Origin of the sequence: Curtobacterium sp. KBS0715 (assembly GCF_005938005.2) — a bacterium.
Taxonomy (GTDB): domain Bacteria; phylum Actinomycetota; class Actinomycetes; order Actinomycetales; family Microbacteriaceae; genus Curtobacterium; species Curtobacterium flaccumfaciens.
Genome location: NZ_VCCA02000001.1, coordinates 3,025,122 through 3,041,218, shown reverse-complemented (window position 1 = coordinate 3,041,218; position 16,097 = coordinate 3,025,122). Strand labels below are relative to the sequence as shown.

Sequence of the window (16,097 nt, the reverse complement as noted above, 5' to 3'; positions counted from 1 at the left end):
TGTCATGCCCGATGCCCCTCACCCGCGCATTCTCTTCCAAGGAGTGCCGGACGATCTTTACCCCGAGCTGTCAGCGCTGGCCGGAACCGCGTTCCGGATGACCTCGAGTACCGTCCCGTGGGAGATCCACGATTCTGACTGGGATCTGCTTGTTTCGTTCGCCGGCACCCCATATCGAGGCCGAGCTATTCACAGCCTGACCTTTGGTGCAACCCACTTCCGCTCCTTCCGGCAAAACGGCGTTGAGCGTCAGACGGTGCGGCTGAACCCGCTTTTTGCTAGGGAAACCAAGGTTGCTGATGATGTTGCCGAGGGCGAAGTTCGTCGGCTCCTCGAGCGGTCGGTGGTCAGGAACGACCCCGGCCCGGGCGCGCGGAAGGGGCTTCACATGTTGCCCCCTCGCTTCACCAAACTCGTTACAGCGGGTGACGAGAATACAGCGTGGGCCGCGTTGTTCGACTACCAGACAGAACTGGTGTGGGCACTCCCTGGAGAAACTTCACATCATGTGGAGTGGCTGGCACTCGTGCTGCGCCTTCTGAACGAGGTTGAGCCTGAGAGGTTCCCACCTGAGCCAGATTGGCGATCGCGCGATGACTGGGCGACGCCAGACGTGCTTGCCGTGCGCACACAGCTCCGTGACCTCCGCCTGGAGAGGGAGCGAGCGATCGCGGAGTTTGAACGTCGAGATGCAGAGCACGTTGCGAAGCTGAAGGTACAGCAAGCGGAGGCGTCCTTGGGAGCGCTTCGACTGCTGACGGAGCAAGGCGAGCCTCTGGTAGCTGCCGTGGCGCACGCTCTCGAATGCTTCGGCTTCGAAGTCGCGGACATGGACGATCACCATGACGAGAAGACCGGATCGAAGCTCGAAGACCTGCGAGTGAGCTTCACCGCCGAGGGTGGCGTCACCTGGACAGCGCTCGCGGAGGTGAAGGGCTACGGCAGAGGTGCAAAGGCGAATGACGTAGGCCAGGTCGTCGGACGGCCGGCTCTCGTGTACTTCAAGGAAACGGGTCGAGAGCCGGACGGGCTCTGGCACATCGCGAACAGCTTCCGGGAGCATGACCCATCGACTCGTCCTAAGGCGCTGGCGGGTTCCGCGGATCTAGCGATTCTCGCTGCGAACGGGGGCTGCTTCATCGACACTCGCGATCTGTTCCGTGCTTGGCGTGACGTGGCCGAAGGGAAGGAAACCCCGGCGGCGGTGCGGGCGACCCTGATGGCTTCGCGCGACCGATGGGTGTGGCCTACTCCTCCGGTCGATTGATCCTCGCAAGTGTCCGGTGTCCTGTGTCCCTAGTAGGGGAGTGTCCCTGGACACTCACCTCTCACTAGGACACGGGACACGGGACACGGGACGCAGGACGCAGGACTCAGTGGGATCAGCGGTGCTCGGACAGGAACCAGCGGGAGCCTCTGCCCTCGGCGATGGAGAAGATCAGGCCCGCCTCCACGAGCCGATCCCGTGCCTCACGGCGAAGCGCGCCCTCGCGCCCGTGACCGGTCAAGTTGGTCCCCGTTAGGCCCGCCTTCCCAGCCACCGTTAGACGCGTGAGCACGTCCTGATCACACGCCTCACCCTCGTCGCGAGTTTCGGTCGGGCCCGCGTCGGCCTCGTTCGAGGTCGTTCGTCCTGCTGGCTGGGTGTCTCTCGACACAAGCCGCATCATTCCGTCATCACCCATCGTCATGCGGTGGTTGAGTACGACCGGATCACCCATCCGCGGTGCTGTGTAAAACTCTCGGCCAGTGGACGCGAAGACCGGGAAGGATGACGCGCCGAAGTACCAGATCCCGTCCCACTCGCCCATCGATTCGACGCCGTTCATCGGTGTCGGTGCCCGGCCGGCGCCCACAGCCGACATGGGCGAGTGGAGAACTCCGAGGCCGTTCGAAATACCTGCCTCCTGCAACAAACGTCGGAAGCCGGACGTCCAGACTCCGTAGCCGCTCGTGTTCGAGCCCAGCATGGCCGTGACGCCGTCAGCGATCACGGTCAGCGGCGGCTCGCGCCGAGCAGCGAAGCTGATCAGTCGTTCCTCCCAGAGTCGCCGCTTGGCGTCATCGGTGAGGTCGAACGAGACCGCCCCTCCGTTTCTGGGCAGGTGCTCGACGATCAAGACTCCTTGGTGCTCCCAGTCGAGAACTGCTGGGTCGTGGTAGCAGGGCACGCCTTCTCGATAGCCGAAGGCCAGACCTGCGCGCTGCAGTTCCTCATGTACCGCGCTCGGGTGAGTCTCCGAGTTGATGAGCCACACGTCTCTGCGTCGTTCCTCGGCTGAGACCTCCGCGGGCTCGAAAATGCCGAGGAACCGTCTGTTCCGGATGATGAGGGCCGCGCAGAGTTGGCAGACGAACGTCGTCTTGCCGACGCCCTTTGGGCCAGAGAGCGCCGGAATACGGCCGTGGTTCATCAGTCCTGCGATGTAGGCCCGGGTGGGCGGTTCCTGAGTCGGGTCGAAGATCGGTAGGGCCTTCTTGGAGCCCGTGATGCGTTCTCGCCACTCGTCCTCGCGGTTCTTCGGCACGGGCTCGTCCCCAAGCCGTAGCGGACCGCGGAAGAGCGCTTCCTCCACGGATCGCGACTGCAACGGAGCGAAGGCTTCCCGCCAATCCGGTCCCCACACGTCGGATGGAATCTCGGTCCACCCGTACTCGCCCTGTGCCGGGTACTCGTGTACCGAGATGGCTGCTTGCTTTCGAGGGCTCATCCGTCCAGGCGCTTTCTGAGGTCATCGAGCGCTGCTCGTGCTTCGTCCTGAATGGCCCTTGCTCGCTCCGAACTCACGATCGGTTCGGACTTCGGCGGTCGGAGCGACAGCATGCGTCGTGACCAGGACGCGGAGCGGCACTGCACGGAGCAGAACCTGCCGCCCTTGGTCCAAGGCCGGAACCGGCGTCCGCACTCGTCGCAGTCCTTCGGTGAGCCCTTGCGAGAAGGGCTGTTCGGGTTCTTGACCGGTGGGAGGTTGGCGCTCATCGGGTCGCCTCGGGAACACGCCCCAGTGTGAGCAGCGCAGCAACGCGCGCGACCTGAGCATCGGTGAGGGGCGGGAGGGCGCGTGCCCGAGCATGAGCAGCGTCCTGACGGTCGCGGGCGTCGAGCTCCGCCGTGACGCGGGTCACTTGGCGTCCTCAGCGGCAGGCTCGCGGGTGATCGGCAGCGGAACGATCCGTGCCTTTGAGCCGTAGCGCTTGCGCGGGTCGCGCATCTTCCCGGCTGCGAAGGCGGCTTCGATCTCGTCGAGGTCGACGAAGATGGTGCCAGTTGTGTTGCGGTAACCGGCGACCCAACCTTCTCGGACCCAGCGCTCGACGGCCCGAGGGCCACAGGTAAAGTAGTCGGCGGCGCCGGCGTAGGTCCTGTAGCGCTTGGTGCGGCGCTGATCGCCGCTTGAACCGGACTCGGGCTCGGCGATGTGGCGGAGGAACGGCCTGTATGAGCACAGGTTGGACATGAGAATGGCTCCCTGGGAGAACCACCTGTTCCGAGGGTGGGTCTGGGGGAGCCGTACTGCGAAGCTGCCGCGCTGTGCCGATCGGCACTCGTCCCTGTCGCGCGTGGCCTGCTGGATGCGAGGCGCAGGCACCGTCCTCGTTTACATTCTAGCGGTTTGGGCGGTTCGCTCGCGTGCCGAAATCCGCCGTTTTGCGGCGCTGCGCACCCCGCGTTCTGGCAGGGAGACCGGCTCACGTTTTCGACGCGCCAGCGGAGCGCACAGCGCCGCAAATCGACAGATTTCGCGCGTGGTCAGCTTGCGGGGTGCGGCTCAGGCGACGTCTGCTCGGGTTCAAGCGGGTCCTTCAGGAAGTCCAAGAACCGTTCGCCGAAGCCGGAGACCGTGACGCTGACTCGCGTCTCAATGGTCTGCTCCACCTTCGGCTCACCGTTCGGGCCTCGCCGGAAGGAGGGCTGTCTCCGTTCCTTGATCTCCGTCTTCTCGTCCTCGTCCACGAGACCGAGGCTTACTAGCAGGGCGATCCGAGTGACTAGGAGATCTGGCTTCGGAACTCCCCACCGTTCGAAGGCTTTCGGCACGCTGTGTCGTGGGCTCGTGTACTTGCGCCTGTGCGCTCCCTCCCAGCGTGTCTCTTCTTCGAGCGCGACGAGTACGCGAACGTCAGTCGCGTCGCAGGAGTCCAGCGCCCGCTCGAACCCGTCCGCCCCATCGAAGCCTGCGGCACGGTTTAAAAGCGCGTTGCGGAGAAGCTTCCGCTTCTCGGTGGACCCACTCTCTAGCAGACGCCGGATGGTCCGATGCATTGCCGCTTGGAAGTCGTCGGATTCTGCAAGGTCCATTGTGAACGTTGCCCGTCCCGACTCCTCGAGCCGTATCAGGTCGTCGCGCATCTCCGTAAGGATCTGCTTCGTGCGACGCTCGAACGACGACCCCATAGTGCGATTCGCGAAGACCGCCAAGAACGGTCCGACCCCCGGGACGAGAGACATTAGCGCCTCAAGGGTCGCCCCTCCGATGTCCTGCGACCAGTCTTCGAGCTGGTCTTTCCGATCCTCGTTCACCCTACGAAGTCGTGCTTGTCAGGCCGCCAAAAGGTTACTGGGATAGTCCCCTCCGCCTGGTAGATCCGGTCCCGAGGGTCGTTGACGCGGTAGTCGAGGCCGAAGCGCTCGGCAAACTCGGCGGCCAGCGGCCGGACCTCTTCCTCGTCGGCGTACGGCGACGAGATTGCCATCACCGGCTTCTTCGCTCCCGATCCGCGTGGCTTGAACCGCTTGGTGTGGTCGAAAAGCGCCCCGAAGTGACCGTGGTCACTACTCGGCTTGTCGTCCCGAAGGTCTTTCTGGATCAGGTCGTTGATGTCGTAGGGGCTGCCGTACTGGCCGTCCCAAATCAGTCCCTCGCGGTCGGCAATCTCGTTCACGTTCACGTACAGGTTGTCTTTCGGGAAAACAGGCATCCGTGTCTCCATGTCTCACCAGGGCACGCTGCCATGGTCCTGTGCGCAATCTAGCTCAAGGCACAGCCATCCTCGAGAGAGGGCGCGCTCCAACTGTTCACGCCGCGTTCTGCGCCGTGATCCAATCACGAGCCATCTGCAGAGTCAGCTGACCCTTCAGGCCACGCAGGTGAGACCTCAAATGAGCCCGGTCGGATGCATGCTCGTCAGCCCATTCGGCGAGGACAAATAGTGCGGCCGAATCGAAAGCCAGACCGTCTACAGCGGCGAGTGCCTTCAGTTCGTCCTCTCGGAAGACGTCTCCGCGAACGTCTGGATCGCGGTCGATCAGCCTGTTGACGATCAACCACTGGCCGGGTGCGGCGGGAGGGTGCTCGAGCAAGACGAATTTGGTCGCATAGCCCCCCAACGTCTGAAGCTTCGAAGCCTTCGCGCCCTTCGCCACGCCTGTGGCATCACCGATCACAATCCAACTGGGATCGTCCGCGTCCCGGATTCGGAAGTCCTCCCGTCGTTCTCGATCAGGCCAGACCTCGTCCATGTCCTCGACATCGAAACCAAGCGCGGTTAGTGCTTCTAGCGCCGCGGTCTGGAACGCGTCATCTTGAGCGGTAAGGAGGGCTCTACGACCCGAGCGAGCCGCCTCTCGTTCGCCGGCGAGTTCAGCGGTGAGCCGCAGCGCGTTCGCCTCGTAGTCGACGCGGGCTCGCTCAAACGCGTCTCGCAGTTGCGCTACTTCGGCGTGCAGTTTCCGCTCCGTCCCTGTCATCCAGAGCTCGTCATCTTCCCAATGAGCCACCGCGGGGAACGTTCCCGGTTCACGACGATGCCACTCGAGCAGCGCTTGTGAGAACCACGCCTCTGGCTGCGAAACATCGCCGGGGATGATCCATGCCGAGCCCCCATCGATCCGTTCATAGCTTCCCGCGAGGATCAAATCTTGCGGACCGATCAAAAAGGGGCGTAGCCGCTTCAACCCGGAAGGACGCTTGTCGTAGACAACTTCCGTGAACCCGTGCTGGTAGTCCCGTTGCTCAACCACGGCGAGGAGATCTGACTGAACTAGGTCCTGTAACGCCTCCGGCAGCCCGTCTACGCGACGAACTTGGTGCCCGGCGACGTTTGCTGCTGGCTCGAGTACCGATACTGGAGCACCGTCGACCCATTTGAGTGGTTGATTCGAGCCAGTGGTATTGGCGAAGTCGAGTGGCTGACCTTGTAGAAGTGTCGCGTCGTAGGTGAGCACGCCGAACACGTACATGGACGCTGGAATCGCCCTTCGCAGCACGGTAGAGCGGAATCCGTTGCGGTCCTGCCCCCACTCGGCAAACTGCTGGTCAGTGACCAGTAGATCCCACTCGTTCAGATCCACCTCGGAGAGATAGTCAATCTTCCTCAAGGTGCCAACCAGGGGCTCGAGCCAAGAGAACCGGGAAGGCCTGTCTGTCCATAGAAGCGTTCGGGGCCGCTTCCTCTCGTTCAGTACACGGCCGGGCTTGTAATCAGTGGTCATCGTCGCTCTGGCTCAGTCCTCGCGGCAGTGGGAAGCTCGGTACGAGCAGTACCGAAGGTAGAGGTCAACCTAGCCGATCGGAGACATCCTCAGGCGCTCGGCGCTCCACTTCGAGCCGCGGGTGAACGCAGGAAGGACTTCGACGCGGAGCACAGAGGCGAGGACAGCGCGCTGCACGTCGATCGGGGCGTCGAGGAATGCCTGTCCCGGGTCGGGAGCGCGCAGCACGGACGACGACGCGGACCGGCTGAGGCCCTTCGCGAGCCGGGCGTCCACCTTCGCGAGTTCGGCTTCTACGGTGGCGGTGGCCTTGGCGAGCTGGGCGCCGGTGATGTTCCCGAGTGCGTAGTCCGTCTCGAACGCTTCCAGGCGAGCGGAGAGGACGGTGCGCTTCTCGCGGTCGGCGGCGAGGTCTGGCGTACCGGGACTCATCGCGGCGACGATCCGTGGATCCCGCACGATTTCGGCGACGACGCCGCGCACGTAGTCGTCGGTCTGCTTCTGGCCGACGGTGAGGTGGGCTGATTCCGTGCAGCGGTACAGGTAGCGGCGCTCGTACTGGCGGGCGTACGTGCCGCCGTGCGGGGTTGCCCGGAGCGTGCCTCCGCACGGGTGCTCCTGGCCGCGCTCATCCACGACAGGGACTCCGCAGCGATAGATGCCTGACCCGAGCCACTTCGTCTCGTTGGAGGGCGTCAGGCGGCGCGAGGGGTCCGTGACGAGCCCCACGAGGGCGCGCCACTCGTCCTCGGACACGATCGCGGGCCACGAGGCGGGTCCCAGCACCTCGAACTCGTAGAACTGTCCCTTCTTGCCGGGTAGACCACGGGCCAGCAGGCCGGCATTCCGAGGGCGGATCAGCATGTCCCGCAGAGCGCCGTACTTCCACGTCTCGGAGCGTCCAGAAGTCTGGACACCGCGCTCGTTGAGCTCGCGCGTCAGCGCGGCGAGAGTGCGTCCTGCGAGCACGGCCTTCGTCGCGTCGCGGATGACCTGAGCCTCGGACTCGCGGATCGTCACGCCGTCCTTCTCGAAGCCGAAGGGGCGGATGCCACCGCGGTACTTCCCGCTCGCGGCTGCCTGCTCCTTGGCGCGCTGCACCCGCTCTCGGCTGTGGTCCACTTCGTGCTGCGCCGCTGCTCCGAGCATGCGAGCGACCATGCGTCCCGATGAGGTCGCGAGGTCGTACGAACCTGTCTGGACGGTCTGAATCTCGAGGCTGTGCGCTTCGGCCACGGTGATGAACTCCTCGAGTTCGGCTGCCCGGCGGTGAAGCCGGTCGGGGTGCCAGGCCACTACCCCGCGAACCTGTCCGGTCCTCACCGCTTCGAGCATCGATCGGTACTCCGGACGCACCTTGCGGCGGTCGTAAGCGCTGATGTCGTTGTCCACGAAGACCGCCACCACGTCCCAGCCGAGGCGTTCTGCAAGAGCCCTGCAGTCCGCCTCCTGACGGTCCACACCGAGCCCTGCTCCGGCCTTGTCGCGGCTGATTCGGGCGTAGATTGCGGCCGGGAGACCCTTCCGGGCGCTCGCGGCCGTCTGACGTTCTTCCATAGTGTCAATTTTACGGTTTCGACGAGACCACCCCGTGCGCGGACGTCCGGCACGGCGACGGCGTCCGGGTCCACGTCGTCCTTGCTCCGGTGTCCGTCGGCGGCACCGCCGTGTCGATCCGGCTGCCACAGGTCCAGCGACCCTCCCTCGCCGCCCTCGAGCGCGGTGGGGCCTTCGCGTTCGTCCCGCGGTCGGTCGTCGAGGACACCGTCGCCGCCCGCCGGAACGTGCTGGTCACCGGTGCGACCGGCAGCGGCAAGACCACCCTGCTCGCGGCGATGCTCGGGAACGTCCCCGTCGACGAGCGCATCGTGACGGTGGAGGACGTCGCCGAGCTCCGGATCGCCCACCCGCACGTCGTCGCGCTCGAGGCGCGGCAGGCGAACGCCGAGGGGGTCGGTGCGCTCGGCCTCGACCGGCTCGTGCGCGAGGCGCTGCGGATGCGGCCCGACCGGATCGTCGTGGGGGAGTGCCGCGGCGCCGAGGTCCGCGAACTCCTCTCCGCCCTGAACACCGGGCACGACGGAGGAGCCGGCACCGTGCACGCCAACGGCATCGCCGACGTGGCCGCTCGCCTCGAAGCACTCGGCGCACTCGCCGGCCTCGGCGCCGAGGCGCTCGCCCGGCAGGCCGTCAGCGCCTTCGACCTGGTCCTGCACGTGGAGCGACGAGCAGGACAGCGGCGGCTCGGCGGCGTGGGCACGTTGTGCGTCGGCCCGGACGGGAGGCTCGAGGTGCGCCCGGTGGACGGGCTGCGGTGAGCCGACCCACACCCGACGGCCCGGCGCGGGTGGCCGGGGTACTCGACCGGGTGGCGACGCTGGTCGCGGCGGGGGTCCCGCCGCCGCGCGCCTGGCGGCTCGTCGGCGGACTGCCCGGGGCCGGGGGACCCGCCCAGCAGGACATCGTCGTCGTCCTCCGCGTGGCGGACCGGACGGGAGCGCCCGTCGCGGAGACCCTCCGCGGGCTCGCCGGCGCGCTCCGACGCGCCGCCGCCTCGGACCGCGCGATCCGGGTCGCCCTGGCCGGTCCGCGGACGAGCGCCCGGGTCGTGCTCGCGCTGCCGCTCTTCGGGCTGGGCCTCGGTGCGGCCTGGGGTGCCGGCGCCGTCGAGGTCCTGGTCGGTTCACCGGCCGGTTGGGCGTGCTCGTGCACCGCGGCGGCCCTCGTCCTGGCCGGTCGGAGGTGGACCGCCCGGCTGGTCCGTTCCGCGACGCCCGACGGCCGCGTCCCCGGGGTGCTCCTCGACGCCTGGGCCGTGGCGGTCGCCGGAGGCGGGTCGTGGACCACCGCCGGGCAAGCCGTCGCCGAGGCGTCCGCGGGGGCCGCCGCGCCCGCTGGCGACCTGGACCGCCTGCGCGACGTCCTCGACCTCGCACGGCGGGCCGGGGTCCCCGCCGCAGGGTTGCTCCGCCGCGCCGCCGAGGACGTGCGCGACGAGGCCGCTGCCGACGGGCTCGTGGCGGCGGAACGACTGGCCGTCCGGCTGGTGCTGCCACTCGGGGTCTGCGTCCTGCCGGCGTTCGTGCTCGTGGGGGTGGTGCCCGTGGTGGTGGGGGTCCTCTCCTCCACGGTGGGCGGTACCGCGTGAGCTCTCCACAGATGCCACCGGGACCCCCTCGCCGACACCCCATCCCGGACACGCTGGTCCCACCGAACAGAAAGGACGGACACCGTGAGCACCACGTCATCCCCCGACCGCCGCACCAGTCGGGCCATCCGCCAGAGTCACCCGCGTCCCCCCGTCGCCCGGTGGTGGTCCCGACTGCGGGACGACCGGGGATCGGCCACCGCCGAGTACGCGGTCGTCATCCTCGCCGCCGTGGCCTTCGCCGGTGTGCTCGTCGCCGTCATGCGCTCCGGCGAGGTCCAGACCATCCTCACCGACCTCGTCCGTGGCGCGCTCTCGCTGTGAGCGCGGCTCAGTGACCGTCGAGTTCGCGGTGGCGCTCCCGGTGGTGGCGCTCGTGCTGACCGCCCTGGTCGCGGCGGTCCTCGTCGTCGACGCGCAGGGCCGCCTGCAACTCGCCGCAGCCACCGCCGCCCGGGCGATCGGGCGCGACGACGAGAGCCAGGGTCGGTCCGCGGCCGACCGGATCGCTCCGGAGGTCTCGCTCGTCGTCCGGTCGGACGGTGACCTGGTCTGCGTCGACGCCACGCGCGGCGGGACCGGACCCTTCGCGGCGCTCCCACTGGCCGCGACGGGGTGCGCCGTGGCCCGAGGGGGCTGACGTGACGAGTGCCGACGGCCAGCGCGGCTCGGCGACCGTGCTGCTCGTGGCGGTCCTCGGCGTGGGAGTCCTCGTCGGGTCGTCGGCGCTCGCCGCAGCTGGTCACCGGACACAGGCCATCCGCGCCCAGGGCGCTGCCGACGCCGCCGCCGTGGGCACCGCGGCTGCCGCCACCGGACTGGTACCGGGGGCGCCCTGCGCCCTCGCCACCCGGATCGCCACGGCGAACGGGGCCACCCTCGACGCCTGCGAACTCGTCGCCACCACGGCCCGGGTCCGCGTGGTCGTGGGCACCGGTCCGTTCGTCGTCGGCGCACTCGCGGTGGCCGGTCCGGCAGGCGACCCGCCCGAACACTATGTGTATGGTGTGCCTGTCGGCCCGCGGTCACCGATGTCCCGGTCGACCCGGACACGCTCGTGGACAGGGCCGATCAGCACCATCGATCAAGGAGACACGTGCCAGGCACGAAGAAGCTCGTGATCGTCGAGAGCCCTGCGAAGGCGAAGACGATCGCGCAATACCTCGGTGACGGATACGAAGTCCAGGCCTCGGTCGGACACATCCGCGACCTCGTCGAGCCGAAGAACCTGCCGGCCGAGCTCAAGAAGGGCTCCCTCGGCAAGTTCTCGGTGGACGTCGACAACGGCTTCGAGCCGTACTACGTCGTGTCCGACGCCAAGAAGAAGACCGTCTCCGAGCTGAAGCGCGCCCTCAAGGACGCCGACGAGCTCTACCTCGCAACAGATGAAGACCGCGAGGGTGAAGCGATCGCGTGGCACCTGCTGCAGGTCCTGAAGCCGAAGGTCCCCGTCAAGCGGATGGTCTTCCACGAGATCACGAAGGAGGCGATCCAGCGCGCGCAGGAAGCCACCCGTGAGCTCGACACCGCCCTCGTCGACGCGCAGGAGACCCGCCGGATCCTCGACCGTCTCTACGGGTACGAGGTCTCCCCGGTCCTGTGGCGCAAGGTCGCCCCCGGTCTGTCCGCCGGCCGTGTGCAGTCCGCCGCCACCCGTCTCGTCGTCGACCGTGAGCGCGAACGCCTGGCCTTCGTCTCCGCCAACTACTGGGACCTCTCCGCCCGGTTCGAGAAGGCCGGCGAGTCCTCCTTCTCCGCGCGACTCGCCCGGATCCACGGCACCCGTGTCGCCTCCGGTCGTGACTTCGACGACCGCGGCACGCTCAGCGGTGACGTCGTCCGGCTCGACCAGGCCGCTGCCGCGTCGCTGACGACGGTCCTCGAGCGCGCCGGTGACGCCACCGTCCGCAGCGTCGACTCGAAGCCGTACACGCGACGCCCGGCCGCCCCGTTCACCACCTCGACGCTCCAGCAGGAAGCCGCGCGCAAGCTCCGTCTGTCCCCGCGACAGACCGCTCGTGCTGCGCAGACCCTGTACGAGAACGGTTACATCACCTACATCCGTACCGACTCGGTCTCGCTCTCGAAGCAGGCCATCGACGCCGCTCGCAAGCAGGCAGCCGACCTGTACGGTTCGGCCACCGTGCCCGACAAGCCGCGGCTCTACGCGAGCAAGAGCAAGAACGCGCAAGAGGCGCACGAGGCGATCCGCCCCGCCGGCGACTCCTTCCGCACCCCGCAGGACCTGCAGGGAACCCTGACCGGTGTGGAGTGGCGCCTCTACGACCTCATCTGGAAGCGCACCATCGCGTCCCAGATGGCGGACGCCAAGGGTTCGACCGCGTCGATCGTGCTCGGCATCTCCTCCACCGAGTCGGTCGAGGGGATCGCCTCGACCGCGAACGGTACCGACGCCGAGTTCACCGCCTCCGGCACCGTCATCACGTTCCGCGGCTTCCTCAGCGCCTACGAAGAAGGCCGTGACGAGGACCGCCACGAGTCCTCCGAGCGTGCCGGTCAGGACGTCGCCCTGCCGAACGTGGCCCAGGGCGAACACCTCGCGGTCACCGACGTCGAGGCGAAGGGGCACGACACCACCCCGCCGCCGCGCTTCACCGAGGCGAGCCTCATCAAGACGCTGGAAGAGCTGGGGATCGGGCGTCCGTCGACCTACCCCACGATCAGCCCGACGATCATCGACCGCGGCTACGTCTCGCTCCGCGGCACGCAGCTGGTGCCGAACTGGATCGCGTTCAGCGTGGTGCGCCTGCTCGAGGAGTACTTCGGCGAGCTCGTGGAGTACGACTTCACCGCCGAGATGGAAGAAGACCTCGACCGCATCGCCCGCGGCGACGCCGACCGGGTGGACTGGCTCAAGGGCTTCTACTTCGGTGGCGGCGACGACGACCAGCGCGGCCTGCGGACCGTCATCGACAACCTCGGTGAGATCGACGCCCGCGAGATCAACTCGGTCGAGCTCGCTCCAGGCCTCACGCTCCGGATCGGCAGGTACGGCCCCTACATCGAGGTGCCGAGTGACGACCCCGGGAAGCCGCGGCGCGTCAACGTCCCCGAGGACCTCGCTCCCGACGAACTGACCGTCGAGAAGGCGAAGGAACTCGTCGACGCCCCGGTGATCGGCGACCGCGTCGTCGGGATCAACCCGGAGACCGGAAAAGAGGTCCTGGCGAAGGATGGCCGCTTCGGTCCCTACGTCACGGAGCGCACCCCCGAGCCCGAACCCACCGTGGACCCGAAGACCGGCGAGGTCGTCGAGGCACCCCCAGCGGCAGAGGCCCCGGCGGCCGAGGCAGCTGCTGCGACCGCGACGAGCGAGACGGCGACGGCGAAGAAGGCCCCCGCCAAGAAGGCGCCCGCGAAGAAGACGACGAAGAAGGCCGCGGCGCCGAAGGAACGCACCGCCTCGCTCTTCAAGTCGATGGACCCGCAGACCGTCGACCTCGAGACCGCGCTGAAGCTCCTCGACCTTCCCCGCGTCGTGGGCCAGGACCCGGAGACGGGCAACGACATCACGGCGCAGAACGGCCGGTACGGGCCGTACCTGAAGAAGGGGACCGACACCCGAACCCTGCCCGGCGAGGACGCGATCTTCGACATCGACCTGCCCGGTGCACTCGAGCTGTTCGCGCAGCCGAAGTACGGCGGCAACCGCACCGCGAGCGCCGCGCTCAAGGAGTTCGACGCCGACCCGGTGTCCGGCAAGCCGATCAAGATGAAGGACGGCCGGTTCGGCCCGTACGTCACCGACGGTGAGACGAACGCGACCATCCCGAAGGGCGAGGACGTCGAGGCGGTCGACCACGCCCGCGCGGTGCAGCTCATCGCCGACAAGCGTGCCAAGGGGCCGGTCAAGAAGAAGACCCCGGCTCGTCGGACGGCGGCCAAGAAGAAGTGACCGGTCGCTTCATCACGCTCGAGGGCGGCGACGGCGCGGGCAAGACGACCCAGGCGGAGCTGCTCTCGGCGTGGCTCGGTGCGCACGGCCGGACCGTGGTGCGCACCCGTGAACCCGGCGGAACGGACCTCGGCGTCCAGATCCGGCAGATGGTCCTGCACGAGCGGGGCCACGTCGCTCCCCGGGCCGAGGCGCTGCTGTACGCGGCCGACCGTGCCCAGCACGTCGAGACGGTCGTCCGTCCGGCGATCGCCCGTGGCGAGGTCGTCCTGCAGGACCGCTACATCGACTCGTCCGTCGCCTACCAGGGTGTCGCGCGCGGGCTCGGCGCCGAGCAGGTCCGCTCCGTCTCGGAGTGGGCAGCGGACGGTCTGGCACCGGACCTCACGATCCTGCTCGACCTCGACGTCACCGTCGGACGTGCCCGGGTGGCAGCAGCAAGAGGGGACACCTTCGACCGCCTCGAGTCCGAGGCTGCGGCGTTCCACGAGTCCGTCCGTCAGGCCTTCCTCGAGATGGCCGAGGCCGAGCCGGCGCGCTTCCTGGTGGTCGATGCCTCGGACCCGACCGACGCCGTGCAGGACGCGGTCCGTCGAGCGGTCGCCCCGCTCGTCGGGATCGACCCGGCATGACGGTGGTCACTGACAGGATGGTCCCGTGAGCGTGTGGGACGGCCTGACCGGGCAGGAAGAAGCGGTCGCGTCGCTGCGCAACGCGGCCGAGTCGACCGACGGCACCGGTGGCATGACGCACTCGTGGCTCATCACCGGCCCGCCCGGGTCGGGTCGGTCGAACGTGGCGACCGCCTTCGCCGCGGCGCTCGTGGGCAACAGCCCCGACGACGACCACACCCTGCGGCAGATCACCGCGAAGACCCACCCCGACGTCTCGGTGCTCACCACCCAACGGGTGATCATCACGATCGACGAGATCCGGCAGCTCGTCACCTCGTCGTACTACTCGCCGTCGGTCGGGCGGTACCGCGTCGTCATCATCGAGGATGCCGACCGCATGACCGAGCGCACCTCGAACCTGCTGCTCAAGGCGCTCGAGGAACCCCCGGAGCGCACGGTCTGGATCCTCTGCGCCCCGAGTGAAGCCGACCTGTTGCCGACGATCCGGTCGCGCGTCCGCTCGGTCCGTCTGCGTGTGCCCGGCATCGAGTCCGTCGCCGACCTGCTCGTCGCCCGCACCGGTGTGGACCGCGCCCTCGCGATGGACGCTGCTCGTCAGGCGCAGAGCCACATCGGCATGGCGCAGCGCCTGGCCACGAGCGAGCCCGCACGTGACCGCCGCCGCCGGACCCTGACGACCGTGCTCGGTGTGCGGAGCGTGGGTGACGCCGTCATGGCGGCCGCCGAGCTCCTCGCCGTCGCCGACGAAGACGCCAAGTCCATCACCGAGCAGCGGGACTCCGAAGAGCGCGACGCGGCCCTGCGCTCGCTCGGGGTCGAACCCGGCGGGACGATCCCGCCGGCGCTCCGGTCGCAGCTCCGCGCCCTCGAGGACGATCAGAAACGCCGTGCGACCCGCAGCCTGCGCGATGGCCTCGACCGGATCCTGGTGGACGTCTCCTCGCTGTACCGCGACCTGCTCCTGCTGGGGCTCGGAGCCCCGGCGGAACCGGTCAACCTGGCCATGCGAGACCAGCTCGAGCACGCGCTGCCGACGACACCGCCCGCTGCCGCGCTCGAGGTCCTCGACGCCGTCGCCCTGGCGCGCCAGCGCATCGCGGCAAACGTGGCGGCACTCCTGGCGCTCGAAGCACTGCTCGTCACCATCGCCCGCGCCCGCCGCTGAGGCACGGCGTGCGACAATCACGGCATGCCCGACGCTGAACCCGGCCTGCGCGAACGGAAGCGCCGCGCCACCCGGCGCGCCATCCAGCAGGCCGCGCTCCGGATCGCCATCGAGGACGGCCTCGGCGCGGTCACGGTGGACGAGATCTCCCGGCGGGCCGACGTCTCGCCCCGGACGTTCTTCAACTACTTCCCGAGCAAGGAGCAGGCGATCCTCGGGGACGACCCGCAGCTGCCCGACGACGCGGCGTTGCAGGCGTTCGTCGACGGTGGCCCGAGCGGGGACCTGCTCGCGGACATCGGCACGCTGCTCGTGCACTCCACGCGCGAACTGATCGAGGAGCGCGGGCTCATCGAGGAGCGGCAGCAGGTCCTCCGCGCGAACCCGGAGCTGTTCAGCCGTCGGATGGCGTCCATGAAGGAGTTCCAGGCGGAGCTGCAGGCGGCCGTCGCACGGCGTCTCGAGCACGCCGACCCGGAGCTCGCCGCGGACCCCGAGGCACTCCGTCGTCGCGCGGGTCTCGCGGCCATCGTCGCCCTCGCCGCCCTGCGCCACGCATGGTGGGAGTGGTCGGGTTCCGAAGCAGGGACACACCTGGTGGACGAGCTCGAACGGTCCTTCTCCGAGCTCGGCGTGCTGGTTTCGCGTTCACTCGTCTGAACCTGTATAGTCATTGCTCGTGCCACTCCGGACATGGAGTGTGCGCCGCCTTAGCTCAGTCGGTAGAGCGATTCACTCGTAATGAATAGGTCGTCGGTTCGATTCCGACAGGCGGCTCCGTGAACACCCCGGCAGGCCCA

At 68.2% G+C, this 16,097-nt stretch carries 16 protein-coding genes and 1 tRNA gene; 11 read left to right on the top strand and 6 right to left on the bottom strand.

The annotated features are described in order from the left end of the window. Positions 1-4: 4 nt before the first annotated feature. Positions 5-1,267, top strand: a complete 1,263-nt coding sequence (locus FFG40_RS14395; protein WP_138803811.1) for a hypothetical protein — start codon at positions 5-7, stop codon at positions 1,265-1,267. Between the two features lie 115 nt (positions 1,268-1,382). On the opposite strand, the gene FFG40_RS14390 is transcribed toward FFG40_RS14395, so the two are convergent. The 6 genes from FFG40_RS14390 to FFG40_RS14365 all read right to left on the bottom strand — a co-directional run bounded on the left by FFG40_RS14390 (position 1,383) and on the right by FFG40_RS14365 (position 8,119). Beyond that, positions 1,383-2,528, bottom strand: coding sequence for an AAA family ATPase (locus FFG40_RS14390; RefSeq protein ID WP_185974198.1), 1,146 nt, complete (start codon positions 2,526-2,528; stop codon positions 1,383-1,385). Between the two features lie 594 nt (positions 2,529-3,122). Further along, the gene (locus FFG40_RS14385; RefSeq protein ID WP_138803809.1) at positions 3,123-3,458 is read right to left on the bottom strand and encodes a hypothetical protein; all 336 of its coding nucleotides are present in this window, start codon (positions 3,456-3,458) and stop codon (positions 3,123-3,125) included. A gap of 293 nt (positions 3,459-3,751) precedes the next feature. Next, positions 3,752-4,522, bottom strand: a complete 771-nt coding sequence (locus FFG40_RS14380; protein ID WP_138803808.1) for a hypothetical protein — start codon at positions 4,520-4,522, stop codon at positions 3,752-3,754. Continuing rightward, positions 4,519-4,920 carry a hypothetical protein gene (locus tag FFG40_RS14375; protein WP_138803807.1) on the bottom strand — a complete coding sequence of 134 codons (402 nt, stop codon included), beginning with the start codon at positions 4,918-4,920 and terminating at the stop codon, positions 4,519-4,521. Before FFG40_RS14375 ends, FFG40_RS14380 begins: the two co-directional genes overlap by 4 nt. A 97-nt stretch (positions 4,921-5,017) precedes the next feature. Next, a complete protein-coding gene (locus FFG40_RS14370; RefSeq protein ID WP_138803806.1) occupies positions 5,018-6,319 on the bottom strand; it encodes a hypothetical protein in 1,302 nt (433 codons plus the stop codon). A gap of 183 nt (positions 6,320-6,502) precedes the next feature. After that, positions 6,503-8,119, bottom strand: a complete 1,617-nt coding sequence (locus FFG40_RS14365; protein ID WP_138803805.1) for a recombinase family protein — start codon at positions 8,117-8,119, stop codon at positions 6,503-6,505. Here FFG40_RS14365 and FFG40_RS14360 point away from each other — a divergent pair. From FFG40_RS14360 to FFG40_RS14315, 10 genes are all read left to right on the top strand, one after another. Beyond that, positions 8,101-8,751 (top strand): ATPase, T2SS/T4P/T4SS family, encoded by a 651-nt coding sequence (locus FFG40_RS14360; protein ID WP_313900871.1) that lies wholly within the window; start codon positions 8,101-8,103, stop codon positions 8,749-8,751. The two genes, FFG40_RS14365 and FFG40_RS14360, sit on opposite strands and share 19 nt — an antisense overlap. Beyond that, positions 8,748-9,581, top strand: a complete 834-nt coding sequence (locus FFG40_RS14355; protein WP_185974197.1) for a type II secretion system F family protein — start codon at positions 8,748-8,750, stop codon at positions 9,579-9,581. Before FFG40_RS14360 ends, FFG40_RS14355 begins: the two co-directional genes overlap by 4 nt. A 126-nt stretch (positions 9,582-9,707) precedes the next feature. Continuing rightward, positions 9,708-9,905 carry a DUF4244 domain-containing protein gene (locus tag FFG40_RS14350; protein ID WP_138804028.1) on the top strand — a complete coding sequence of 66 codons (198 nt, stop codon included), beginning with the start codon at positions 9,708-9,710 and terminating at the stop codon, positions 9,903-9,905. A gap of 10 nt (positions 9,906-9,915) precedes the next feature. Beyond that, on the top strand, positions 9,916-10,221 hold the full coding sequence (locus tag FFG40_RS14345; protein ID WP_185974195.1) for a TadE family type IV pilus minor pilin: 306 nt from the start codon (positions 9,916-9,918) through the stop codon (positions 10,219-10,221). A 1-nt stretch (position 10,222) separates the two neighbouring features. Continuing rightward, complete coding sequence (locus FFG40_RS14340; RefSeq protein ID WP_138803802.1) at positions 10,223-10,702, top strand: hypothetical protein; 480 nt, start codon at positions 10,223-10,225, stop codon at positions 10,700-10,702. Further along, the gene (gene topA / locus FFG40_RS14335) at positions 10,678-13,497 is read left to right on the top strand and encodes a type I DNA topoisomerase (RefSeq protein WP_138803801.1); all 2,820 of its coding nucleotides are present in this window, start codon (positions 10,678-10,680) and stop codon (positions 13,495-13,497) included. The genes FFG40_RS14340 and topA overlap by 25 nt, the downstream gene beginning before the upstream one ends. After that, positions 13,494-14,129: a dTMP kinase gene (gene tmk, locus FFG40_RS14330; RefSeq protein WP_111056144.1), complete on the top strand. Its 636-nt coding sequence runs from the start codon at positions 13,494-13,496 to the stop codon at positions 14,127-14,129. Before topA ends, tmk begins: the two co-directional genes overlap by 4 nt. A gap of 25 nt (positions 14,130-14,154) precedes the next feature. Further along, complete coding sequence (locus FFG40_RS14325; RefSeq protein ID WP_138803800.1) at positions 14,155-15,297, top strand: DNA polymerase III subunit delta'; 1,143 nt, start codon at positions 14,155-14,157, stop codon at positions 15,295-15,297. 24 nt (positions 15,298-15,321) lie between these two features. Then, positions 15,322-15,957 carry a TetR/AcrR family transcriptional regulator gene (locus tag FFG40_RS14320; protein WP_138803799.1) on the top strand — a complete coding sequence of 212 codons (636 nt, stop codon included), beginning with the start codon at positions 15,322-15,324 and terminating at the stop codon, positions 15,955-15,957. A 44-nt stretch (positions 15,958-16,001) separates the two neighbouring features. Continuing rightward, positions 16,002-16,074 (top strand) — tRNA-Thr (locus tag FFG40_RS14315). Positions 16,075-16,097 lie beyond the last annotated feature (23 nt).